The sequence below is a fragment of the Alteromonas profundi genome (assembly GCF_010500865.1).
Classification (GTDB): domain Bacteria; phylum Pseudomonadota; class Gammaproteobacteria; order Enterobacterales; family Alteromonadaceae; genus Alteromonas; species Alteromonas profundi.
The window spans coordinates 22,909-48,744 of the sequence record NZ_JAAAWN010000010.1 but is presented as its reverse complement, the minus strand read 5'-3'; the positions used below and the strand labels follow the sequence as shown (position 1 = coordinate 48,744).

Genomic DNA, 25,836 nt, shown 5'->3' with positions numbered 1-25,836 from the left:
TTATGCTAGAGATATACGACGAGACCTGTACGCTGATAAAAGACAGCCTAAAGTAATCCCGCGCCAGCTAGCTTTTCCTGCACGTCAACGAGTTGTGAAGCATAACGTTGCCACTGCCCTATGCCGTGACTATGGATAGGTTCTCTCACCTGAGCCGCACTACCAGTAGTTACGCTAGAGGGGCGCTGGTAAAAGTTAAAACAGTTGGGGTCGTAGTCAACCTGACAAAAACGACTTATACGCTGCATTTCTGCCTCAGGGTTTGCGACCAGGGTTTCATAATTCACTGTTAGCAGGGGGCTTTTTTCCACACGCGAGAATAGCTGCTCCCAATGCGCCATCAAGGCGCGATACGCAATATAGTAGTCAGCAATTTCTGCAAGGTTATAAGAAAACGGGTAAGCATGCGTAAACAGATGCTTGTAAATTGACCACAAGGTATCCATGGGGTGGCGTGTCATGTGAATAATTTTAGCGTTAGGTAGCGCTTTGTGTATTAAACCTAAATACAAAAAGTTAAGCGGGAGCTTGTCGGTAAGTCTTGTTTTGCTTGCATAATCGCGAGTCCCGGTAAGATAACTACGTCCGATAGCGCTAAAGTCACACATCGTTGCACGGCTAATCGCCTGCTCAATAGAGGCCGGCGTTCCGCCTCTAGCAACGTCCTCCATCATACTGCTCGCAAAGGTATTTAACTCTCCCCCCATCGATACCTCTTGGTGGGCCCCCAAAAGGTTTTCAACAAGGGTTGTACCGCTACGGGGCATACCCACAATGAAAACCGCACTTTCCCCCTGTGGCTTCCCCTTGGTTTCATCAAACCATTGAGAAGAAAACTTCGTTTCAATGGTTTGCATAATAGCCTTGTCATTGGCTACTGAGTATTTTAAATAGCGCCGACGCAGGTCTGCCCCGGTCTTATAGGCGTTAAAACTCGCTTCATCACGGCGTAGATCTTCATACTGCTTGCCTAACGCGTACCATGCATGTACACGTTGTTTAGGGGGAAACTTTTCCTCGGTTAACTTAGTCAGTTGAGCGATACGGCGGTGATCATAGGTTTGTCGGCCTAGCTGAACTTTAAGCCAGTGTGCTTCTGCATCGTCAGGGTTTTTCCTAATATGCTCACTAAGCGCAACGTCGGCACCGCTAATATCGCCGGTTATTCTAAGGGTGGAGGCTAGATTGTAATGATAGGTGGGATGCGCAGGTGCGCGTAAACACACCTGCTGATATAAGTGCGTAGCCCCAACAAAATCATTGGCTTGGCAGCGCCAATAGGCGGCTTCGGCCAATTGCTCAACCGAAGGGCTGCTTAAGCCATTAAGATAGCGCTCAATGGCCTGTTGTGCTTTTAACCAACTACCGGCCTTAAGAAGAGGCCGGACAATATGTTCCAAAGGTAACTCCTAGAACTGATATTGAAGTGCCACCCCTATGGTGCGTGGCTGCGTGATATAAGATTTAGACCCATTTCCGTAAAAGTTCTCTTGCGGATCTGTTCCCATATACCCTTCAGATAATACGCCCGTGATCCCCTCTTCGTTAAATAGGTTTTTCACGTATAGACTAGCGCTCCAGTTCTCTGCATGTAAAGTCGTACTTAGGTTAGCAATCCAAAAGGAGGGCAGCATAATGTCAAAAACGGGGTCGTCCCCTAACGCATTTCGTGAATCAGACTGATAGTAAGCGCTCGCCCTACTAAGTAGATAGTACTCACCTTCAAGTTCATAATAGTGCTCTAAATTTGCACTAAACGTATGCTCTGCCGTACTGGGTAACCGTTCCCCCTTTTCTGCCCGCAATACTTCACTAGGGCTGTCCTGAGTGCCTGCGGGGATATAAAGATCATCGGTAAGCTCAGCATCAGTATAGGCGTATTGTATGCCGTATTGCACGGTATCGGTAAGGTAGCCCCGGGTTTCAAACTCCACCCCTTGCGTGCGGGCAGATTGCCCATTAACCGCGGCATAAAAGCCCCAGTTCGGCGTTGTCACGTTAAGCTGAGGGTCGTCCCAATCCATTCTATAGAGGGTTAGCGCATAGAATACTTCTCCGGTATTGCCTTTTACACCCAACTCGTAGTTCGTCACTGAATCAGAATCGTAATTAAGGTAAGCAGGGTTTTCAGCAAAGCCTCCAGTAAGCGGAATGGCACTGGTTCCACCACGCCGATAGCCTTCGGAAACCGTGCCATAAATCATCATGGCTTCATTAACATCGTACGATAAATTTACTTTAAATAGCGTATCACTTTCTTCGGTAGTAGCGCTCACCTCGGAAGCACCTGGATATATGGGCAATTCAATTTCTGTATCATTTGAAATTTCGTTGTCGAATCGACGGGCACCCACCGTTAAATCAAGTCTGGTATTTACATGCCAAGTTACTTCACCAAATACAGATAGGTCTTCCACACTACCGTTATCACGATAAAGGAAGTCTTGGTCGGTTAAGGTACCGCCCCAGCTTGCTAAGGTTTGATCAAACCCACTTGCTATAGCCCACTCAGAAAAGCCTGGCATTATACTGTCTTGCGTGGCTTTTGTGTCTTGGTCGAGATAGAAGGCGCCGGCAATCCAGTCAAAGGTTTTACCTGGTGAAGAAACTAACCGAAGTTCTTGGGTAAAGCCTTTGTCCTCATAAGAGCGAATAGCACTTGCCATTGGGCGAGGGGCGCCCCCATAGAACCACGCGAACCAGTTATTTTGTGCATAGAAACCTGTGTTATCGCTTATAGAACTTCCAGTGTGCTCATAATCTGAGGTACTTGAAGATAGCGTGGCAAAACCCAAATTCCATTCCATTTCCAAGGACATTAGATCAACTTTTCGCTCAGAAGGCTCACGTTGTATCGCGCCATTTTCATAGTCGTTGTAATCTTGTTCTTCCCCAGATACCCAGTTGGCTCCCGTAGTAACTTGACGACGCCCGCCTATTTCATCTGACTGATACTGATAGGATAGAAGCGCACTAAAGGTATCGGAAGGTGCAAACAAGATAGACGCCCTGCCGTAATCTATGTCCACCGTGTCAGCATCTTCTATACTTTTAAACGAAGGATCCCCTTCAGCAATGTCACCGTCTACCGCTACCGGCGCTCCCTCGCTATTTAGCTGGTAAACATTGGTATAGTCGATGATGCCGTCATTGCGGATCACCCCAACGTTCGCGCGAAATGCCACTGTATCGGAGATTGGGATGTTAATTAGCGCATCGTAGTTTTGATTTAGCCCTTCGGAGCCTTCGCTTTGACTAATGGCGCCTTTAACATTACCGCTAAAATATTCTAACTCGGGCCGGTTCATCCGATAGCGTACTGTGCCAGCTAATGCGCCTGAGCCATACAAGGTTCCTTGGGGTCCGCGTAGCACCTCTACAGCATCAATATCTTTAAGGATAAAGTTGGCAAATAGGGGGGTATCATTGACGTAAGATGAAACCGTAGGGGCTGCATTCAGTGCGAAGTCACCATTACCTGAGGAATCTACATTCATGCCTCGGATAATAATATTATTTAGCACACCGGAATTTCGATATCCGCGGTCTACAGCCGTTACTCCGGCAACGCTACGGATCATTTCAACCGCATCGACAATATTGCGTTCGCTAAGCTCACTTCCATTAACCACGGATAAATTGTAGGGCGTCTCTTCGATAGTAGAGACTCGGCGAGAGGAAGTGACTTCGATACGCTCCATGGTGCGCCCTTCCGGCACATTGCTTTCTTGTGCCAGAGCAAGGTTACTAAATAGTGCTGAACCCATGGCCAATGCCAAGGGTGATAAAGTGAATGGCGTAAATTTATTCTTTTTCATCAGTCTGTTTCCCTTCAATCTTTTGTTTTTATGTCTAGTTTGACTGTAAAAATTTTGCCTAATGTTGGTTAGTACCAGTTTTACTTTTTTGTTAGGCCAGATTATCTGGTTTTTTTAGTGGGCCTAACCCATCGAGCGCTTTAGAGCGCGCTTCAGCTTGGTATTGGGGGTAGTTAAGAGGATGGTCCCGAAAACTTTTAAGTGGTTGCCCTAACCCTTGCCAACCGCGCTCCCGCACGCGCCGCACATAGTCAAAGTCAACATCAAACAGCATAACGTCATGCTCACTACTTGACTGATGAATAATTTCCCCACCAGGCCCGACAATGATTGAACGTCCTACGCCCATAGGTGATGCTGCATTGATATCCACCATATAGCATTGGTTTACCGCCGCGGTACTACGTGCGATAGACAGTTCGACATCTCGATCTATTGTATTGGTTAGTGTGGGGTGAATAATCACCTCAGCCCCTTGCCATGCGAGCGCCCGCGTGGTTTCCGGAAACCACATGTCATAGCAGATAGATAGCCCTATTGTGCCAACGTCTGGAATAGTAAACACACAGGGCGTATTGCCGGATGAAATTCCCTCTTCAAAAGGTAAAAATGGGAACATTTTTCGGTATCGTGCAACCACTTCACCGGCTGGCGAAATAACCGAACTGGTGTTGTACACACGGTTCTCGTCACGTTCAAATATTGAACCGTTAACTAACCATATACCTACCTCACAAGCCAATTCAGAATAAGCTGACTCACACTCTCCCGGTAGAGTTTGCGCATAACGGGGGGCTGGGCCAAAGGTAGCAAGCTCTGAAAGTACTACCATTGATACGTGGGGGAAGCGCTTTTTGACGTTGCGCACTTCCTTGGCAATTACGTCAAAATTATTCTCGTTCGCCGGTAGTGCAAGCTGTAAACCGGCGATGCTCATGACCGTCATAGTCACTCTCCTGTCAGTCGAGGTGTATAGTTCCTGTTGAATGACAGAGTAAAATGCCAAGATGTTGGTGAGTAGGTCCAGATGGAGATTCTAAGTGGGGCCAGCTTGGAAGTAATTTACGGTTTAGTGTAATTTGCTGCATCAACTAACTTACCGTCTCGCACCCAATGTATACGGTTTTCGGTAATATAAATATCAAACCCTAAAAGCTCACCATAAGACCATTGCTGCCATTGACGATACCAAACATTGTCTTTCAGCCACCAGGTACCTTCATCTACTTTTTCGTTATTATGCCCCTCCACGCCTTTCATACTGCCGTCGGGGTGCAAGGTGATACAGTACGGATCGCCAAATACAGTATGCCCCGAGAAACTTACCCCCGAGAGAAAGCGTTTAAGTTTTTCACCTTTTAGATGGCAACCAAATGACGGATCGCCGTCAGCGCGAATATCATCAATAAGCTTAGCGAGCTCTTCAATACCCGGCCGAATTTTCTCTTTTGGTAAACTTCGAACCCCTAGACGAAAGAAAGAATCTGGTTTCTCTTGACCACCGTAAAAACGGTCAACAGGCTCAATCAAAATGCCTTTTTGTGCGGCCGCGGCGGCGAACTTTTGGCTGTTTAAGCCTGGCGGCCCCTTTACCCAACAGGTACTTCCTCCCATGGTTTCACTGGTAACTATATAAGGCCCTAAGTAATGATTGAGCGCCTCACGTAACTCCTGCCAGCGTTCATTAATAGCCTGATACAGCCGCCGCATAGTCATATCGTAGTAACCTAATGAAAGGAATAACGCCATAATGCGTTGGTTATTCGCTGGCGGATGACGCAGCATTAGCGCGCGTAATTGTCTTGCCCGCTTAATTAATACCGGGCTTGCCACCATAAAGCCAAGCCGTAAACCAGGCGCGAGCGCTTTTGAAAAACTAGAAATGTAAATAACCCGCCCTTGGCTATCAAGGCTTTTTAGGGCGGGGTTTGGATTGCTAATGAAATTAGCCTCGCTTTCATAGTCATCTTCAATAACAATAAAGTCGTCTTTATTTGCCCGCGCCACTAACGCTTCTCGTTTTTCTTTTGACATAGTCACAGCAGTGGGCACCTGATGGCTAGGCGTGACGTACAGCAGTTGGGTTTGCGGCGATACATCGTCAAGGGCAATGCCATCTTTTTCTATGCTGGCGAAGCGTATGGGGCATAAATTGTGTTGAGCTAACTGGCGTATACCTTGATACCCAGGTTCCTCCATTGTTAACAACGTAGAAGTATTCATAAGCAAACGGCTGACTAAATACAAAGCTTGCTGCGAACCCAAGGTCACAAGTATTTCATCTGGCTGCGCTTGAATGCCACGTCGAGGAAGTACTTTCGTGCGAATCTCGTGAATTAAGCTCGCATCATCTTCATAGCCACTATCCCGCGCCCAGCTTTTTATCTCATCGACATTTAAACTTATTCGAGAGCACTCTCGCCATTGGTTAAGTGGAAATAAAGATTGATCATATTGTCCGTCAATAAACGGGTAGCGATAATCGTCCCAATTGTCGGGGTATGGCGGTGCAGAAGACTCGATACTGAAGGGGTTGCAGGCGGCTTGCCAATTAAGCTGATCGTCTTTAATACATTCAGGCTTTGTCGATTCGGCATGCTCGTCAAACACATGAGTGCTAACAAAAATACCGCTTCTCTCACGGCTAACAAGGTAACCTTCGTCGCTCAATTGCTCATACGCGGCGACGACAGTATTACGAGACACGCCAAGCTGCTCAGCTAATTTGCGCGACGAGGGCATACGAGACCCCGCCGCAAAATAGCCGTTTAGAATAGCTTCTATTAATTTACGCTGAAGCTGGCGCTGAAGGCTTGTAGTACCATCATCAAGAGTGAAAAGGTGTTGTAGCATACTGCTCTTATTATCATCAGCCTACGCCATCCTGAACCGTTTTATCTAATTTATCAAGTAGTTGTGTAGGGTATATGCATATTAATAAGCAGCCAACTAAGGCGATAGCTGCTACATTGATTAGCATGGTATAGCCCTGACTATTAAGCAAAAGTGCTGAAACTAATGGCCCAGAGGCGAGCCCAGTTTTAGAAGCAAAGCCACCAAGCGCCGCCATTTTTCCTTCCTTATCGAATTCGGCACAAATTCCAAGTAGGTAGGCAATGCAAAACGCCCAGGTGACCCCTACCAGAACGTTTGCGAGCCAAAAAATAGATTGGGAGGCGCTGTAGTGCAACCCAATGGTGGCAAGCAACGTTAGCGAAGTAGCGATAAATAATGGTAGCGTACGCCCAAAACGGGTAGAAAATACAATAACTAACCACGCCCCCACTAGTCCTGCCCACGCTGAAATACCTAGTGTCGGAGCCATGAATGAAAGCGTAAGGCCGTACGACTTACCTAAGTCAATAATATAGGCATATAGACCCATATTTGCCGCCTGGAACAAAAATACAGAGAGTAACGCTGCGCCTAATGGGCGCCAGCGAATTTCTCCGGCAATAGTGGGGGTAGGAATATCTTCAACACGGTAAGCAGGCAACAAAAACAACATTAGTAGACTAAAGGCACTGAAGGCCACCAGCGATAAAAATAAAGCGGAGGTGCCGTAGACTGGCGCGAGCGGGGGCAGCAACATTACACCCAACCCGCCAAAACCAAACTGGACGAATAGCAGATAGCCAAAGGTTTTATGCACCAGGCTCACTCTTGCAATAACCGCAAATGAAACCCCCACTAACATACCACCTATCATACCGTGTAGCCCACGGATAAGTTTCATTGTAAAGGGCTCTGTTACCCACATAGACGCCATATCAAAGCTCATTAACCCTATTAACAACCCTATCGCCAACGGCTTCCAATAAATTCGGGTGATAATAAATACAGCGCATAAAGCCCCGATTGCAGCGCCATAAATATTGAATGAAGCGACTAAACCGGCATCTGCGCGGCTAAATGCTAAGGAATCGATAAGGCCTGAAACTATCGCGGGCATTATATTGACATAAAACAGCCCTGCGGTGGCAAGGAAGGCTAAAATGATCCGTGCGGCCATCCCTTCAGGGTCAACTGTCATAACTGCTCTCATTGTAATATTGCTCTGCGTGGTTAACATAACATTCACCCTACTTAAACTGGCCAATCCGTGTTAGTGCCAGTTGGTTACTCAACAAGGCGCCAGATTTCTATAACCCGCATATAGGGCTAATCTTTTCTAATTCTTTGATGGTTTTGATAAAACCATACTCGCTGTTGTCACTCACATAGTAGTAGACCATATTATTGGGCATCATAACTACGCCTATACCGCCAAACCCCGACATGTATGGCAGCCAGGTGGGAGTAGTACAGTTTGCCTGTGACGAAGCACTTAAATCATAGGCCCATACACTATGTTGGTAGCGGCTGCCCACACCGCTACTAAGACCGCCGGCTGAGGTTTGTTGCAAAGCCTCCCTTAATAAGGTGTTATCAAGTAAGGACTGGCCGTTTAATTGGCCATCACTTTGCCCAACAAACCTACCAAGTTTAGCGAAATCATCCCCTGTTAAGGTAAGTCCGTAGCCTCCCCATACTTGAGATTGGGTGGAATACGTACGTTTACTTTCATAAATTAGCGGGTTTAAGTTAAGCGGCTTGAATATATCCTCCACCAGTAAATCGCTATAATAGTCACGAATACTCCCTTCTTGATGGGCGTAGTATTGTTGCAACATACGGCTCACGATATAAGTATCTGAAGTATGGTAGACAAATTGGGTTGCGGGCGATGCTTTGCGCGGATAACTACAGCTATGATTTATTTTATCTGCATGGGATGAAACCAGGAAAAAATCATCTAAGGTTTTTTGTGCGCCTTCGTCTACTGAATCTACCGCTGAATCGTAGTTACCCGTAGCCATATCAAGGGCATTTAGCAAAGTAACATCTTGCCATTGTGTTGCGCCGCATTCATCCACCCAATCACTCACCGAAAGGTTCTGTTGACTACCTGCGTATTTTTGTTCCACGCGCATAGTGCCAAGCCCTGCCACTATGGTTTTTGCTGTAGAGTAACTTGGCAGCGCCATAACCTCGCAAAAGGGATAGTCGCCGTAGCGTGTTTGACAGCTTCCTCGATAGTGGGTGCCTTGATATAAAACGCCATAAGCTGTCATATCTGCACTGCTTTGATCGCTCCCAATATTCGCGGTAAGTACTGACGAGGTGGGGAAGTCTGCGCTCAACGAAGATAAGGGCTTAACAGGCAACCGGTTAGCATATTCGCTTTCGTAATTAGCAACAATTGTATCGCGCTCATTCACGCTAGCAGGGGTGTAGGACGCGCTGACTTTACCATGTAAGTTGAATTTAAAGTACGTGCAGGTTTCTTGTGCTATTTGATAGGCCACATTTGATACGCTACCGTCGTTTTTAAACAAAAACGTCATCACACCATTGTGCGTACAATTAGCGTTTATTTCTTGCAGTGCAAAGGGCAAAGCCACTCGAGAGTAGCCATTATCACTCGCCTCATCCCATACTTTTCCAGGAAGAAGCGCCCATTCCCACGCACTATGTCCTGTATTCACAATCTGACGCTCTGTGGGAATGATATGTGTTCCATGTTGCACAAAAGAAAAGTTAAACGCAGGCAGACTATTAGGGTTGGTATAGGCTGAGGCCAAGTTGGTTCCCTGCTCGATGAGCGTTCCTGGCGTAATTGTTAGCGACAAGTTTCCCTCAAATACGTTGGTAGGGTTCGAAGCCCCAATCGGCACTCCGTAGTGGCTATAGTCGAGCAGTGAGATTGGCTGGCTATCGAATAGCTCGCTAAGTGTAAGGTTGGTACGGTTAACATTGCCCGTGCCCTCAAAACAATCAAAATCGCATGCTGGGTTTGTCGATGCAGCGCCCGTCAGCAGCACATTGTCACCGTAGCAATAATTCCCGTACAACGTATAGGCTCTAAAGCGTATTAGCAGTGCGCTTATATCGTCTAACCCTGCGTTAACCGTACCCGTGATTAATGCGCCATTGTCTTGTCCATTAACGACAGATGCAATCTGCTGCCAAGAGCCACCATTATCAGTCGAGTATTCTGCATAACATGCATCACCTGAAACCAAGTACAACCCCGCCACATCGGCTGAAAGAGAAACACTCTCATAGTTTTGCGTAGAGGTTTTAACAGTAAGGGTACGCAGTCCATCATGACGTAGAGAGTAATTACCCTGATATAAGTTAATCGCATCGTTACCGTTTCCGTCTGCCGTCCATTCGCTATAACTGGCAGACGCAGACTGAAAGTTATTCGCGTAGATAGTATCGGCCAGTGGCATCACTGCTGTAAAACAGCTATTTAGAAGAAATAGAAAGAAAAGTCGAAAACGCATATCACCCTCGTCACTGTTGTTTTTTTATTCAGACTAGGGGAATACGAAAAAGACGACAGAGCCAGTTGCATTTTTGCTTAGTACCAGACGAAAAAAACTATTAGAACTCGCAAGTTAGCTTCGTTAAGAACCTTTTTAAACCAATACCAATAAGTAACGAAAAGGCTACCAATGTTTAATATTTACGCTAAACTGAGTTTTAACAGGTAGTAGGGAATATCATAGAGAACGCCTCATGAATTAATACTAGTACCTGCATAACTCGTTGATAACGAGATTTTATATACACTTACTGTATTCGGCAAAAGGAGTTTCACAATGAAAACAAAAACAATCGCGCTAGCATTATTACTATCGGTACTTGGCGTAACGGCCTGCTCTGATTCTAAAGAAGAGTCAGCAGAAGAAGTAAAAGAGGAGATGATGGTAGAAATGGAAGACGCGAGTGATACTACCGCTGACTCTTATGAAGATGCAAAAGAAAGTGCATCAGACGCATGGGATGAAACCACAGACTCCGCATCGGATGCGTATGAAGATGGCAAAGATAAAGCTTCCGAAATGATGGAAGAAGGCGCTGAAAAAACGGAAGAACTAAAAGGCGCAGCCGCTGAGAAAGTGCGTGAAGCGTGTATTAAAATGAAAAAGCAGATGGGCGGTGACGTAAGCGAATGCGATAAAAACGACTAACCCAAGGAATACGCTATAAGGGGCTATCATTCGTTAGCCCCTTTTTCCAAATTCCTTGTAGTGGTCCTCCCCCACCCTCTCAGCAACACTGCCTATTTATTGCAAGCCATCAACAAGCAATGCCTTTTCTACTCGCATAGCGGCTTTACCCTTAGTCACTTTGCCTCATATTTTATAGTGAAGGCGCATTACAAAAAACGCTTTTCTAACTCACGCCACAGCGGCATTTTCCACCGTTCTAAGTTCAACCTCTGATTAAGAAACTCAGAGACGAACGCACAGCCTATATAGATAATTAAGATCAGTGCTATTTGCTTGTAAATTTGCTCGACACCATCAATCCACGCATAAAAAGTGGGATAAAAAGCAAAAATAATAGGCACATGAATAATGAAAAGAACAACGGTATTTCGCGAGAAAAACTGTACCAACTTACTGGCTGGCAAACTGCGCGCAAAATGAAAGAACAATAAGGTACTTACGATATAGATAAATGAGATAAAAAGCGATTGGAGAGGGAGTGTCCACACTTCCCGCCCGAGTAAATGACGAAAAGGAATTTCTCTACCTACTACAATGTGCTGCATTAATTCACTCCATCCAATGGCTACAACTAGCCACACTAAAAAAACAGCCAGAGCGCGTTGAAGCGATAAGTTATCTTTCTTTTGAGAGAGATAATGACCGAGTAGAAATATACTTATCCAACTGGGAAACAACATGTATGCGATATATATATTACCGCTAAACAGTAAGGCGGTACGTACCGCATTTTCAATAATAAAACCAAGTATTAGCGTTTTATAGGTTACGGGGTTATGCCGCAGCCAGAAAAACCATACGAGAAGTAAGTGTAAATAGGTACCTATATACCAGGTAGTGGGGTTGGCGGGAAAGTTATCAAAAAATACGTTTGCGCCAAACATAAGGGGCAGAAAATTACTTAGCTGCAGCGATGGGCCAAAAGCGAAACCCACAATCATGAATAATAAGGCAAAAATAAGCCCATAGGCGAAAAGCAAATATAGCCGACTATACAAGGTGTACAGCGAAACGTTTTTTGAATTGGCCAGCCCCCAGCCAGTAATAAACACAAAAAACGCGACGCCTAATTGTTTTGTATAAGCGGGCTGAGCAATCTGATTAAAGGCAGAATAGGGGTCTCCTATCACATGGCCTGCAACAATTAAAAACATGCCAACCGCCTTCATCCAATCGATAAAGTTGAGTCGGCCTTCCATCGAGGCAGCCATATTAAATGGTCTCCGAACGGACCGCCGCTGGCACCTCAATTTTTTTGATAAAACGCGGCGGATTGCCGCTTGCTAAAATGCCTGATTTAATATCGCTAGATACTACCGATCCAGAGCCAATCTGACTTCTATCGCCTATATTGGCGGCAATAGTGCTTCCTTCGCCTATCCAAACGTTTTCGCCTATGTTGGTTTGGCTTACGCTATCGGCACTGTAGGCGGTCCAATGCCCGTCCTCGCCCATTTCATGTAGCGCGTTTCTACTTATTATGCTACTGCGGCTGCCAATTAAACTATGAGCGCCAATGGAGGCAGAGCCAATAATGGTGTACATACCAATATAAACGTAACGTTCTACTCTCACACTACGGTGGGAAAACAAGCTACCAAAACCAATATGGCAATCAGGAGAACAAAAATCTAAGGTTAAGGTATAAAACCCTTTTCGCAAAAATGCCCCTGGCATGCCTGGCAACAGCGCAACGAAATGCGTACACATACTAAACATTGACTCAGACTTCCCTGCTGACAGCCACTCTTCAATTTTACATAGAATAATAAACGGTGACATTATCAACTGACTGATAAAAAGCAGCCCCCATTTTGCGACTTGTCTGCCACTTAAGGGTTTATGGGTATGGGTTATTGTAGTCATCATTTCACCTCGCGTCTCATTCGTTTGAAGCGCTCGTTATAGGTTGTGCCTTCAGTTAGTATTACCTTACTGGGGATCTTGTAACTGGCGAGTTTATCCGCACAGAACTGCCTCATTTTCAGCTTTAACTCACGGGGCGTAACGTCAGAACTTGGTTTAATTTTGGCGGTCACTACTTTACCTGTCATTGGGTGCGGCACGCCGTATACCACAACATCCTCTACCTCGGGCATCTCCAGTAAGATGCTTTCTACCTCTGCCGGAAAAACCTTTGCTCCACCGACATTGATAATTTCACTTTTACGACCAAGAATGCGTATCCACTCGCCGTCCTGTTCGACCAAATCTTCGGTATCCATAAACCCATCTTCATCAAATGGGCTGGGCGCATTTAAATACCCTAACATTGCCGACTGCGAACGTATCCGCAGGGTCCCATCTACAATTTTCACGTCAAATTCACTGCCTCCTACCTTCACCCACAATGACGAAGAGTCACGAGACTTTGAACGCAATATTCCCACCTCGGAAAGCCCATAAGTTTGCTGAAAGGTAGTTTGGGGAAAGGCCTGAGCTAGTCGCTCCAAGGTGCTTTTCTGCATAGGTTCGGTGCCGTAAGTAATCAACTGCAAACTCGACAAGTCGTATTGCTTATAAACGCCACTCATTAATAGCAAGTTTAAGAAAGTCGGAGATGTGGGAAGCACTTGTGCATTGAATTGCTGTATGGCTTCACACACCTTAGTGGGCGACCTGTCCCGTGCTACAATTACAGTGCCTTTATTCGCTAGCGCGTAAAGCAGCGAATTGACACCTCCAATATGATCAAGCTGCAAAAATATGAGCATTCTCAGCGCTTTTCTCGGCACTGTGAATTTACTCATGAGTTTACTTAAGTTTTGAACAATGCCTTTACTTTTGCCTGTACTCCCCGACGAAAAAAGAACCAGCCCAGGCGCATCACCCTGCTTTAGGGTATCGTAGTGCTGATGGTTTGCTACACGGCCCGTTTTATGTAAAACCGCGTCATCTGTGCCTAGGGCAATATCGTACTCAGTTTGTGCAATGTCACGAAAATCATCAAAATGCGCTTTTGAATCGGTGGATAAGGGCACCACGATATTGTGGTTGTTAGCCAGCGCTAAGAACAATGCAATGGCGCTAGAGGAATAATCACCATCAAAAGAAACCACCGCGCCTTTCGGTACCTGATGCTCTTGCAACCACCTTTCAAAATAGACTATTTTGTCGAGTAGCTGCTGATAGGTAATGGATAAAGAGGAGGAGACCACTGCTTCGTGCTGGGGGCTGCTGCGCATAATATCAATAAAGTGCTTTATCATGATGAGACCCCTCCAAGATATAACACCTGACCTGAAATCATTCGGCTCTCTGGTTGAATGAAAAAGTCTAACGCATTTAATACGTCTGCTTCCTCGGCCATTTCCTTTACAGCTTGCCTGCGGATGAGTTTATCAATCTTTTCTTTAGGGACGTTTTGAATAAGTGCAGTAGCAATCGGCGAAGGGCCAATAGCATTGCAGGTAATGCCAAAATGGCCGTATTCTTTCGCCATTATTTTAGTTAGGGTTTCCACTGCGCTTTTGCTAGCTGCATAGGCCGCCTCCCCCTCTAATAATAGCGGTACAGCAACGGTGGTTAGGTTTACAATTCTTGGATGGGGGCTTTTTTTCAATAAGCTCAATGCTTTTTGGCAGCAAAGAGATGTGCCATGCACATTCACTTGAAAAATATTATGAATCGTATCGGCAGGTGTAGTGGCAAAAGCATTCATACTAGCGATGCCAGCGTTATTAATTAACCCATCAAGATGGCTTACTTGTCGCCGAAGTTCGAGAAAAAATTGTTTTATTTGGTTTGCATCAGAAATATCCACTTCACTATGATGGTATTGAGCGTGGGTTAGCTCACTTGACGAGCGAGAGAGGCCATATACTGTGTCGCCAAGAGAAAGAAAATGCTTAACCATTGCTAAGCCTAGCCCTCTACTAGCCCCCGTTATTACAATAATTCTCGACATGTTATGCCTCGGAGGTGAGCGCGTTAGATATGTACGCGACTAGCGTGGCTACAGTAAGAAAAGGACTGTTTTTTTGCGACATGGCTCTGTCATCACTTAGTGAAATATCAAGCCCTTCGTCCTGTAAGCTTTCTTCAATATCAATGAGTAGCCCCACCAAATCCATTGAGTCCAAATGACCTTGAACACCGTAAAGAGAGGTATCCTGTTTTAGTGGAATTTGCCTATCGCTTTCGCGAACTTGGTTAATCATATCTAAAGCGTCAAACACAATTTGACGTATTTCCGTGTTCGTCATACACATAATCCTTTTAAATATAGGCGGGGTAAGTATTTTTATTAGATAACGACAGTACGACTGAGCACGTTAATGTAGCTTTTTTTAGTTTTGAATGAGTGTGCGACCTGTCCAATATCTAAACAATTAGCACAAAAATTGTCTATTGGGTATTTTTTTTACTCGTTAAACGGTTTAATACACATGTCACACATACGTTTAAAAGGGGCATCAAAGATGGATTGCCTTAACCCCGTATTGCGTTAACATGGAAGCACTAGCGCTGCTATTGAGTTCAGGCTAATAGACAGTACGTTACCGAATAAGAAGAGAAAAAATTTCTATGCAAGTTAACAAGGACGCTCCGTTATCACTTCCCCTTTCATGCAATGGTGATGCACCTGGCTTGCAAAGTTCACGGCTGAAACGCTGTGGCGTGCCCTTTCCTCAGGGGCGGTTTCGTTCAATATCAGAACTGACACTGGCCTCAACCACCGCAGATTACTATTGTCACCCTACTGCCCGCTGGCCCGATGGCAGTATTAAGTGGCTCGAACTAGGCATTATTGAAGCGTCTGCCCACGCAAAAGACTATACGCTTTCGAGTTCATCGCCCTCAGCGGAGCAGTCCTACGAAGATGATAGCCATATTCAACTACATGAATGTGCTGGCTATTTAATTGTAGAAAACGCAAAGCAATCAATAAAGCTTAACAAACGTTCTCTAACTGCACCTGTGCCGGATACCCAAAATAGTCCCAGCGAGATGACACTTATAACGCAATCGGGGCTGAGCCTAAATGCGAAAATACATCATTTCGCGCATCGCTTTTATCGCCACCCGAAAAGTGGGAAGAACAAATCTTTACAGATTAGCATGTATGGCGAATTTGAAGCCCCAGCAAATCAACCAAGATTACAATTTGAGGCAAGCTATCGTTTCTACGCTGGGATATCTGCAGTATCGTTAGACGTAACTATTCATAACCCTGCACCAGCCACTCATGAGAATGGGATCTGGGATCTCGGCGATTCAGGGTCATATTATTTTAAAAGCCTTGCGTTAAAGGTGGCGACGAAACCACCGCTACACGGGAATTATTATCTTTCCCCGCTCGAAGAAGCGCGCAGTTTGCCTGTACCTGAATTAGCGATTACCCAACATTCCAGCGGGGGTGAAAACTGGCAAAGCCCAGTACATGTAAATAAGGATAATCAGGTACCTCTTACGCGTAAAGGCTACTCTGTTACTGCGGGGAATGCCGCAATCGAGCAAGGAATGCGCTGCCAGCCCGCGATAGAATTAATGACAGAAACGGGCGGGATTGCAGTAGAAATTGAAACGTTTTGGCAAAACTTCCCGAACGCATTAGCTGCCGATAAAGAAGGGTTAACCCTTGCGCTATTCCCCGAACAGCCTGACATAATGTATGAGCTGCAAGGTGGGGAGAAAAAAAACCACACCATGTGGTTCTCAGACTCACTCGATAGTTTGCGCTTTTGTAATCACGTCACTCAGCTATCTATACCAAGTAAATGGGTAGATGAATGTAACGTTATAGCCCATTATAGTCACGCCCTCCCTGATGCTAAAATGCAGGCGTTAATTAATCAGTGTATCGAAGGCGAAAGTGCATTCGTACAAAAACGCGAGCAGGTAGATGAATATGGCTGGCGTAATTTTGGCGATATCTACGCTGATCATGAAACCGCCTCTCACGATGGCGATGATATTTTTGTTAGCCACTATAACAACCAATACGATCCCTTATATGGCATGCTGAGACAGCACCTCGTCAGTGGTAACTATACGTGGTTCACCCTTGCCGATGAACTCGCCAAACATGTTATTGATATCGATATTTATCATACTGAACACGATAAACCAGAATATAACGGTGGGCTTTTTTGGCATACAGACCATTACCTTCAAGCCTATACCAGTACGCATCGCGCATATTCTAAGCACCAAAAGCAAGGTGCGTATATGGATCATGCAGGGGGCGGAGGCCCAGGGGGGCAACATTGTTACACCGCTGGCTTGATGTTGCACTACTTTATGACCGGAAACGAAAGGTCTAAAGCTGCAGTATTACAACTAACTCAGTGGGTGAGTAATTTTTATGAGGGGTCAAACACCTGTTTAGAGCTTCTAGTGGCAATAAAAAACCGTAAAGTACGCGGCTTAAAAGATGCCTTTAGCGAACAGTATCCGCTAGACAGAGGTACTGCAAACTACATTAATGCGTTGCTAGACTGCTATGAACTTACGCTAGATCTTAGTTATTTAACCCGGGCTGAATACGTCATTAGTCATACCGTGCACCCCAATGATGATGTAGCCGCTCGCGAGTTAGGCGACATTGAAAACAACTGGTTTTATACTGTTTTTTTGCAATCGGTAACACGCTACTTATTTGTTAAAGAGCAGCACAGAACCAAAGATGATAGTTTTTACTACGCACGGGATGCATTACTCCACTACGCTCAGTGGATGGTGAAAAATGAGCAGTTATATTTAACCACCCCAGACATTCTCGAGTACCCTAACGACACTTGGACCGCCCAGGATTTACGTAAGGTAAATGTACTGCTCATGGCGAACTACTATGCCAACAAACAATACCCCGAAATGGAAAACAAAGCCTTTGACCTTTACCATGCGCTTATCGATAAGCTAACCCATTCTAGCGAAAAGCATTATGCGCGGATCTTAGCGCTTATCCTTCAAAATTGTGGCGTGGTTGAGTTTTACCAGCACTCCCTGTCAAACACTAACTATGCGCCAATACGCCCAACGTGGAAACCTGCAGCCTATCAGGGTAACCGTGTCTTATATGCGGTAACAGCGGTAGCCCGCCGTTTTGTTAACTTCTCTTTTAAAAGAGAGCGACAATGGTTGTCTCATCGTTTATCAAACTCAGATTCCACATCACAGGTCCCCCATAATAATGAGAACAAGCCACCGGTTATTTTTGTTTTTTCCATTGATACTGAGGAAGAGTGGAGCTGGGAAGAAGGCTTTCCCGAGCGAGATTTTGAGCTAACAAACATAAAGAAAATACCGCAGTTGCAACAGCTTTTCCACCAACTAGGCATTCGCCCAACCTACTTAGTTGATTATGCTGTGGCCGACGATGAAGCCTCTGTGGCCACCCTGAAACCCTATATTGACGAAGGTGCATGTGAAATGGGCGCGCATTTGCACCCTTGGTGCAACCCACCTTATTTTGGCCCTACTGACGATAAAGGGTCTCACGTTGTTAATCTGCCCGAAACACAAGTAAAACAGAAGCTAGATGCTTTACTAGAGAAGTTACAACAACAGTTTCATGTTGCCCCAAATTCATTTAGAACTGGGCGATGGGGCATAGACGAGAAGACGTTAAAGTTACTGGCTGCTCGCGGCATTACCGTAGACTCCAGTGTTTATCCCTACTATAAAACAAAATACTTTGATTGTTATGGGGGGCCCTTGTTGCCTTACTGGCCTGCCTATAAAGACCCATTGGCACAAAGCGACCAACGAGATATCTTCGAGTTACCCGTTACCGTTGGCTTTAATCGAAAAAACTTTGCGATGGCTAATCGTATCCACCAATTATTGTGTGCCTACCCCCTTAGGTGGTTACGTTCTGTAGGGGTTGCCTGGCACACTCGGGTGTTGCGTAAAATATACTTGTGTCCTGAATTAAGTAAACCTGAGGACATGAAAACTTTAGTTAAACGTGCGCTTGATAATGACTACCCAATTTTGCATATGTTTATGCACAGCTCTAGCTTAGTTGATAACGAAAACAGTTTCGTGGCACAAGAAAACGCATTCAATGCCATTGCTGGGTCAATAAAAGAGGTGGTGGAGTACATATCATCTGAAAGAAAGGTACGCTTTTGTACGGTGAGTGAAGCAGCTACGCTCCTTCAAACAAACCAAAAAAAGCCCCCTCATCATTAGGCTAAGCATACTAGGCATTAGGTACACGCAAAAACCAAAGGATGTGAGGGTGTGGTAGTCGACAAAAGGCCTTCTAGCTAAGGTGTTGCTTAAAGAACGCCAAGGTTCTCTGCCATGCTAACTCAGCATCTTTGGGGCTGTAACGGCTAGTGGAGTCGTTGTGAAAGCCATGCTGCGCTTTGCCATAAACGTGAGCTTGGTATGTGGCTTTATTGGCTTTTAGTACCTTCTCATACTCAGGCCACGTTGCATTCACACGCTTGTCGTTTTCTGCAAAATGTAGCAACAGTGGCCCTTTTACTTGCTCTTGCAACCCTTCGCTTGCCGGCGTTCCATAAAATGGCACCGCTGCGTCGATAAGCGTTGGCAAACTGGCCGCTAAAAAGTTGCTAATATAGCCGCCGAAACAAAACCCAACCACGCCGAGTTTGTCTGTGGTTTTATCATGCTTATCAAGCCACCTGGCAGCAGCAACGAAATCTTGCTCAATCTTCTCCCGATCAAGGCTTTTTTGCATTGCTCTACCCTCATCGTCGTTACCAGGGTACCCCCCTAATGGAGACAATGCATCCGGTGCAAATGCAACAAACCCCTCCATCGCAAGCCTTCTTGCAACGTCTTTAATATAAGGGTTTAGCCCTCTATTTTCATGCACAACCAATACAGCTGGCGCTGTTTCCTTTTCACTTAGTTGCGTAGGTACTACTAGATATCCACTACCGGTGCCATGGCCTTTAGGTGAGGGAAATTCTTCGTAGGTGGCCTTTATCGCCGGGTCATTAAACGAAACCTGCTCAGCTTTTGCATAGTCAGGTATTAAAGCACTGCCAATAACCCCCACCGATAATCCTGCCACTGACAAAGAAGCCAAACGGCTTAAAAACGTACGGCGGTCAATATCTCCATGCGCGTATTCGTCGTACCAATCAAACGCTTCTTGCGGAATAGAAATAGTCGTTGTATTTGTTTCCTTCGCTGATGTTGCCATTGTGACACCCTATATTGAGATAAAGACCTTTATCATACTAGTACATAAATGTTGTTTTATTTATTAAGCTCAACCACCAAATAACGCACTTTACCGTTTACGGGCTGCGGTAAGAAAAAGACCCCATCAAACGTGAAATATTGAATACCATTAATATTGACGGGTTGGGCGCGGCTCGGTAAATCGGTATAAAACTGCCCTGAAACGTACTTAGTATTGCGCTTCCCACTAGGAATTTTTGGTTCATCCACGACGATATATTGGCCACCTGAACGATAGTAATACACCCCCTGCTCCACGTAATAAGTGTCACCATTGATGATAATAGTATCTGGGTGGGGACCCAATGCAGCGACGGTAATCCCTAAAGGCGGCTTTACAACATGAAACCTGCCGTCTATTTTCCGGTAATAAACGCCCTTGTGGTAGTGATAGGTAACACCGTGAAAATGAATATCCTTGGCATTATCCGGGATACGTAGGGGGGTGTGATCTATTTTATATCGCGGGTGAGTGAGTACGTTTGTAATAAGCGCACCTATACCTATACCCACGGCAACCGCACCGGCTCTTCCTCCAACATTGGCTCCTGCGTGTACATGTCCGCGGCCCCCTCCATGAGAATGAGCACACCCGGCAATAAGCGTAGCTGCAACTGCTGTTACTATGAAAAATCGAAAGCGCATTATAAATTTCCTCATACCTTTTGTATTACACAAGCAAAGCGACCCTACTTGGTATTACTATGAGTGCGGTATAAGGCAAAGATTCGTCAAGGTAGAGCCAATGTTTGTATAGAAGAGGTAAAATTCTCCCCCTCTTTAAGCGACTTTCCCTTTTGCATTCGCCTCTTTTTTCAGTTGCCTACTTAATCGTAGGTGTGGTGTCGGGTAACGCTAAAGCGGTTTAATATGTGGTGCATTACGTACACGGCGCACAGGCTTACTAGTATTGCTACTGCTACCGAACTGAAACGATACAAAGCGCTGTAGATTACGTCTTGATTGGGCGCTAAAGAGTTACCAAACAAAATGCCAAAGGTAGTAAGCACGCCAAAGCCTACCCCAGGTACGCCACCACCTAAAATATGATAGCGGCTAAAAATGAATGATAGCAGCCACAATATCATCACCGAAAAAAGCAGGAAGTTACTGTGGTTATACAACAATAGCTGGGCAAGTAACGCCACATTGCAACCTATTAAGGTGCCTATCGCCCGCTGCCATCCGGCTACCCCAGCGGCTTTCCAACATAGAGAAAACAAAATTAAAACTGAGGCTGCTTGGGCTGAAATTGAGTCTTGTAAATCGAGTACTTGAAAGACCACGAACGAAAGGGTTGCGACGGATGCACAAAGCAATACCTCGTGACGGATACTTTCTGCTGTTTTTGTTGGCATAGCTCGCGGCCGTCTGAGCATTACATCAGGAAATAGTCCGTGCATTAATACCGCTATTGCAATTGACAATAATGTGGCAAAACCGTTACTCACTATCAGTGGGTAGATACTACTTTCTCCGCTAACATAGCTAGAAAAATGTAACTGTATTGATAGCCCTACCGCCCCCATTGCACCAAATAAAAAACCGCTACCACTGCTCATTTGGTAAAACAGAATACAAAATGATAGGAACACTACTATGGTCATAACTATCGGTAAATGTGAAAGTAGTCCTTGAAAGATAAGGACAACAAATGCACTGTACCCGGCACTTGCGATAAATTGCCTAATAACCCCTCGGTTTATCACAGGTACTAACCCTAGTAACAACATGGGATACACGGTAAAAAATATCCCATATGGCCAATTCATTAGTTTGCTAATAGTGAAACCCAGGGTACATCCGCCGGCAATTCGCAACGCTTGGCGAAGACCATTCTTATCTAAATGAGGCCCCTTGCTTGCGGCCTCTGTAGTTCCGTTATTAATAGTAACTCCGTTAATAAATGTAGTGTAAATAGCTTATAACGTTTATTTGGGCCGTAGCCAGCCACTGCCCCACGGTTGATTCTGGCAGAAGTTGCACCGTGGCACGGGCCCCGCTGGGCATGGTTGTAAGCACATTTGCCGCCTGTGACATGGTCAGGTGAATACGTTGACGTTGTGCATCACGCACCCAACGATTGCTCGTTTCCGTTGCCGACAATGTACCATTTGCATTTAGCTGTCCCGCGCTTACACCCGCTTCATAAGATTCGATCTGCGCGCTGAATGTTTCACCTGGGCGACTGTCAAAAACTACCACCGCCTTACTTCCCTCGTGCGTATGTAATAACGACTTTTCCCTAAAATCTGCGACAAGGTCTCCATCAGATGCGACCACAGCTAGCAAAGGCGTTCCCTTTGCTGCATAAGCGCCTTCTTGCAATTGCAAATTAGCAACCACGCCATCACGCAATGCGCGTACTTGGGTATAGGACAAATTAAGTTTGGCTTGTGAAAGTTGGTTCGCTGCATGACGCACAGCCAAATTTTGCTCTCCCTGCTCTCCCCTCGCTAACACCACCTCTGCATGTTGGGCTTTAAGCGAAGATACCGCTGCTACACTCGCTGAATAATTAGCATTTATGGTTTCAAGCTCTTGCTCAGATATTGACCCTTGTTGAAAAAGCGATTCGCCGCGGGTTTTAAGTAATTTTTGCTCATGCAATTTTGCCTCTGCCGCCTTAATCTGTGCATTAAGCGACATGATCTGGGTATCAAGACGCTGATTTTGTAAACGAGCATCATCTAACGCAAGTTGTGCTTGTTCCAAAGCAATCTTGTAAGGTTGTCTATCTAATTCAAATAGCACGTCCCCGGCTTCTACCGCTTGGTTGTTCTTAACAAACACCTTCGTAACCCTGCCGCTTATCTGTGGTGCCATCTGTACCACAGGATGATAAATACGTGACTGCGGTGTAACCGGCATATAAATGTCGGCAAGTAGGTAATAAATAAAGACTAAAATAAACCCATAGAGTGAAAAGCGAACATAGCGTGAAAACGTTTGATCAGGTGTCATACTAAGCTCTCCCCGCCTCTATACAGGCAAGCGCATTTTTCTCTAGTTGCACCAGCGCATGTGCTACTTCGTTTAGCTGTTGGTGGGTAAGCGTTTTATATAGCTGTTGTTTAATATCTGTCAGTTTCTGCTGTAACGACTCAAGTACCTGGCGGCCTTGTTCGGTAAAGTACAGTTTTTTGCTACGTTTATCGTTTTTATCCACCTGGCGGGAAATTAATTGCTGCTCTTCAAGTTGCTTTATCGTTCGGGTTAATGAGGGCATTTCAATTCCCAAACTGGTGGCCAACGCCAGTTGTGTTACCCCCTCTCCCAACGTATCGATATGCACTAGCGCAGTCCATCTAGATTGGGTTAGCCCTAGTGGCTCCACCGCTACGGTTACAGCGTCGCGACAAAGGCGATGCACTCTTCCCATACTACCAACGATACTAAGATCCAATGTTTCGTGAAACTGTTGATGCGACATACTATCCCCCCTTACTTAGCTTGCTAACCATATTAACATTAATTAGCAGGCTAAGTAAATAACAGAGAAATGAGTAAGGGAAGCGGAGACTGAACCTAGCAGTTGCACGATGAGATAGGCGTAAATAGGCGCATGATATAGGGGCAATGGTTGGTGCTAATCGAATGTGACAACAAGGTGGACTAAACGAAAGTATAGAAATTACATATAAATTCGATATTCGGCAGTAAAGATCTAGACTAAATGCGTTATTTAGTTGAACTGCTGGTCGGATAAGCTAATATCAATCACATGTTTATCCCTTACGCTTTGTAGTTTAAAGAATTACACCATTGAAGCATTTTGCCCTGCCCCGTATAATTTTCATTGCATTCGTGTTCATGCATACGCAGTCCTATGGTGTTTCATTTTTACAACCACCCCAATATAAATATCTCCAGAGCGCTCAAACTGAAGGAACTTCTTCGGTGGAGGCTATTCTTGCAGTGGCAGACGAACATTACCGTTTAAAGGCCTATCAACAGGCTGCGCAGAAATACCTTAGTGCTGCGATGCTACTAGAAACGCACGACGACCTCTCGTCGAAGAAACGCTTAGGGATAACCTATACCGATATCGCTCAGTCTTTAAAGCGGCTAAAGCGTAGAGAAGAAACGGCTGACTACTACCGAAAAGCCCTTGCAGTTTTTACAGAAATCGACAACAAAAAGTATATGGCCCGCACCCTAAACACCTTGGCCGAAGCTGAGCGCTATTTGGGGAATTTTGAGACCGCACTCAACCACGCTACACAGAGTTTAAAAATTCACAGTCAAATAGATGACCCTGAAGGCGAAGCGAAAGCTCACATGGGAGCTGCTATTATTTATCGTTACATTGAACGCTACCAAGCGTCTTTAGCGCATGCAAGAAGTGCATTTGTGTACTTTTCCAATGTTAACGATGCAAGCGGCATAGCAAAAACTTCGAACGAAATTGGCCATATCTATATTCGCCTTGGACAGTTTGATTTAGCCCGTTCCTTTTTTAGCAATACAATTAAATTACCCCGAAGCAAGGTGCAAGCAAGAACCTTGGCAACGGCCCTTCGGGAAACAGCTGTTATCGATTTGAATACAGGCAACTATGAGGCTGCCGCTCGTCTTGCTGAACAAGCGTTGGCGATTTATAAAGACGAAAAAGAAATAGAAAAACAATCGCATACCACCCGCATTATTGGCGATATTTACCGCGCCAAAGACAATGTGTCTAGCGCCATTGGTTATTACCGACAATCCCTTTCTTTAGCCCAACAGGTGAAAAGTGATAAACAGAAAATAGACGCCCTTATCCCACTCGGAGAAGCGCTCTTAACGAGCGATTTACCGCAAGCACTTTTAGTACTTAGCGATGCGTTAGCACTGGCGGAAAAAACGGATAGCGATGAATATCAGTTACGCGCTATCGCGCTGCTTAGAAAAGGGGAGAAATTAAGCGGGAATATAAGCCGCTCCCTTGATTACGCCGAACAGGAGTTGGAACTCTCTGAAACGATCCACAATCAGGAAAGCGCCAAGCAACTCGCCATTGCGCGTGCGGCTCTTCATTCCTATAAGTTAGAACTAGAACTAGAGGGGTTACGAAAACGTACCGAACTCGACAGGCTTGCTCTGGAAAAGAAGAACAATGAAATTGCTATCGCGCGCAGTAAACAACAAATATCAGAACTAGAGCTTAGTAAAAGTCGCTATGCCAAGTTTACCCTGTCATTACTGCTAACGCTTTGCACTATTGCCGCGTTGTTTATTTTCCGACGTTTCATGCTTTCAAAGCAGCGAAATAAAGAACTCGATTATTTAGCCTCTCACGACCCTCTTACCAATTGTTACAATCGTCGTTTTCTTTTTGAGTCGCTTAACCGCGTATTTAATAGCCCGCCTGTGCCCAACAACCTAAGCTTTATAATGCTAGACATTGATCATTTTAAAACGATTAATGACACTTACGGCCATAGTGCCGGCGATCGGGTATTACAAGGGGTAGCAAAAATACTGTTAGATAACGTAGAGGAAAATGCTATTGTGGCGCGCTTTGGCGGTGAGGAATTCTGTATTGTGCTCCCTAACACAAACTTAGATAATGCCACTACAATCGCTGAAGATATTCGTCGCGATGTAGAAGGTTATGTTCTTGATAGTATTACTTTAACCTGTAGTATTGGTATAACCTCTACTGCCGGCAACGCAACCACTGTGTCTGAGCTTATCGATCAAGCAGATATGGCATTGTTCGACGCGAAATCAGAAGGTAGGAACAAAGTAACAGTATGGCGAGATAATGAACAGTTTAAAGGGGCCCGTACGGCCCCCTAAAA

The 25,836-nt window shown here is 45.3% G+C and carries 19 protein-coding genes; 3 read left to right on the top strand and 16 right to left on the bottom strand.

The genetic code is table 11. From position 1 onward, the window contains the following. Window positions 1-47 precede the first annotated feature (47 nt). The 6 genes from GTH32_RS09190 to GTH32_RS09165 form a co-directional block, all read right to left on the bottom strand. Window positions 48-1,400, bottom strand: coding sequence for a tetratricopeptide repeat-containing sulfotransferase family protein (locus GTH32_RS09190; protein WP_163084979.1), 1,353 nt, complete (start codon window positions 1,398-1,400; stop codon window positions 48-50). Window positions 1,401-1,409: 9 nt separating this feature from the next. After that, a complete protein-coding gene (locus tag GTH32_RS09185; protein ID WP_163084977.1) occupies window positions 1,410-3,818 on the bottom strand; it encodes a TonB-dependent receptor in 2,409 nt (802 codons plus the stop codon). Window positions 3,819-3,909: 91 nt separating this feature from the next. Further along, entirely contained in the window at window positions 3,910-4,764 is an 855-nt protein-coding gene (locus GTH32_RS09180) for a carbon-nitrogen hydrolase family protein (RefSeq protein WP_163084975.1), read from the bottom strand. A gap of 116 nt (window positions 4,765-4,880) precedes the next feature. Beyond that, window positions 4,881-6,671, bottom strand: a complete 1,791-nt coding sequence (pdxR, locus tag GTH32_RS09175; RefSeq protein ID WP_163084973.1) for a MocR-like pyridoxine biosynthesis transcription factor PdxR — start codon at window positions 6,669-6,671, stop codon at window positions 4,881-4,883. 16 nt (window positions 6,672-6,687) lie between these two features. Continuing rightward, window positions 6,688-7,890 (bottom strand): MFS transporter, encoded by a 1,203-nt coding sequence (locus GTH32_RS09170; RefSeq protein ID WP_246223203.1) that lies wholly within the window; start codon window positions 7,888-7,890, stop codon window positions 6,688-6,690. Window positions 7,891-7,960: 70 nt separating this feature from the next. Continuing rightward, window positions 7,961-10,150 (bottom strand): serine hydrolase family protein, encoded by a 2,190-nt coding sequence (locus tag GTH32_RS09165; RefSeq protein ID WP_163084971.1) that lies wholly within the window; start codon window positions 10,148-10,150, stop codon window positions 7,961-7,963. Between the two features lie 318 nt (window positions 10,151-10,468). Here GTH32_RS09165 and GTH32_RS09160 point away from each other — a divergent pair, with 318 nt between their 5' ends. After that, a complete protein-coding gene (locus GTH32_RS09160; protein WP_163084969.1) occupies window positions 10,469-10,840 on the top strand; it encodes a hypothetical protein in 372 nt (123 codons plus the stop codon). A 188-nt stretch (window positions 10,841-11,028) separates the two neighbouring features. Here the strand turns inward: GTH32_RS09160 and GTH32_RS09155 are convergent, their stop codons facing one another. Genes GTH32_RS09155 through GTH32_RS09135 form a run of 5 tightly spaced genes read right to left on the bottom strand, consistent with a single transcriptional unit; the run spans window position 11,029 to window position 15,087 of the window. Continuing rightward, window positions 11,029-12,093, bottom strand: a complete 1,065-nt coding sequence (locus GTH32_RS09155) for an acyltransferase family protein (RefSeq protein ID WP_163084967.1) — start codon at window positions 12,091-12,093, stop codon at window positions 11,029-11,031. 1 nt (window position 12,094) lies between these two features. After that, window positions 12,095-12,751 (bottom strand): acyltransferase, encoded by a 657-nt coding sequence (locus tag GTH32_RS09150; RefSeq protein WP_163084965.1) that lies wholly within the window; start codon window positions 12,749-12,751, stop codon window positions 12,095-12,097. Then, on the bottom strand, window positions 12,748-14,091 hold the full coding sequence (locus tag GTH32_RS09145) for an ANL family adenylate-forming protein (protein WP_163084964.1): 1,344 nt from the start codon (window positions 14,089-14,091) through the stop codon (window positions 12,748-12,750). Before GTH32_RS09145 ends, GTH32_RS09150 begins: the two co-directional genes overlap by 4 nt. Next, window positions 14,088-14,789, bottom strand: a complete 702-nt coding sequence (locus GTH32_RS09140; protein ID WP_163084962.1) for an SDR family NAD(P)-dependent oxidoreductase — start codon at window positions 14,787-14,789, stop codon at window positions 14,088-14,090. The genes GTH32_RS09145 and GTH32_RS09140 overlap by 4 nt, the downstream gene beginning before the upstream one ends. 1 nt (window position 14,790) lies before the next feature. Beyond that, complete coding sequence (locus tag GTH32_RS09135) at window positions 14,791-15,087, bottom strand: hypothetical protein (protein ID WP_163084960.1); 297 nt, start codon at window positions 15,085-15,087, stop codon at window positions 14,791-14,793. Window positions 15,088-15,409: 322 nt separating this feature from the next. Between GTH32_RS09135 and GTH32_RS19500 the strand changes: the two genes are divergently transcribed. Next, on the top strand, window positions 15,410-19,021 hold the full coding sequence (locus GTH32_RS19500; RefSeq protein WP_246223202.1) for a polysaccharide deacetylase family protein: 3,612 nt from the start codon (window positions 15,410-15,412) through the stop codon (window positions 19,019-19,021). A 73-nt stretch (window positions 19,022-19,094) separates the two neighbouring features. Here the strand turns inward: GTH32_RS19500 and GTH32_RS09125 are convergent, their stop codons facing one another. The 5 genes from GTH32_RS09125 to GTH32_RS09105 all read right to left on the bottom strand — a co-directional run bounded on the left by GTH32_RS09125 (window position 19,095) and on the right by GTH32_RS09105 (window position 23,483). Next, window positions 19,095-20,009, bottom strand: coding sequence for a dienelactone hydrolase family protein (locus GTH32_RS09125; RefSeq protein ID WP_163084958.1), 915 nt, complete (start codon window positions 20,007-20,009; stop codon window positions 19,095-19,097). 56 nt (window positions 20,010-20,065) lie between these two features. Then, window positions 20,066-20,695 carry a DUF6515 family protein gene (locus tag GTH32_RS09120; protein ID WP_163084956.1) on the bottom strand — a complete coding sequence of 210 codons (630 nt, stop codon included), beginning with the start codon at window positions 20,693-20,695 and terminating at the stop codon, window positions 20,066-20,068. Between the two features lie 182 nt (window positions 20,696-20,877). Next, window positions 20,878-21,939 carry a DUF2955 domain-containing protein gene (locus GTH32_RS09115; RefSeq protein ID WP_163085144.1) on the bottom strand — a complete coding sequence of 354 codons (1,062 nt, stop codon included), beginning with the start codon at window positions 21,937-21,939 and terminating at the stop codon, window positions 20,878-20,880. 10 nt (window positions 21,940-21,949) lie between these two features. After that, a complete protein-coding gene (locus GTH32_RS09110) occupies window positions 21,950-23,014 on the bottom strand; it encodes an HlyD family secretion protein (protein WP_163084954.1) in 1,065 nt (354 codons plus the stop codon). Between the two features lies 1 nt (window position 23,015). Next, window positions 23,016-23,483, bottom strand: a complete 468-nt coding sequence (locus GTH32_RS09105) for a MarR family transcriptional regulator (RefSeq protein WP_163084952.1) — start codon at window positions 23,481-23,483, stop codon at window positions 23,016-23,018. Between the two features lie 467 nt (window positions 23,484-23,950). On the opposite strand from GTH32_RS09105, the gene GTH32_RS09100 reads away from it, so the two are divergent. Next, window positions 23,951-25,834: a diguanylate cyclase gene (locus tag GTH32_RS09100; RefSeq protein WP_163084950.1), complete on the top strand. Its 1,884-nt coding sequence runs from the start codon at window positions 23,951-23,953 to the stop codon at window positions 25,832-25,834. Window positions 25,835-25,836 lie beyond the last annotated feature (2 nt).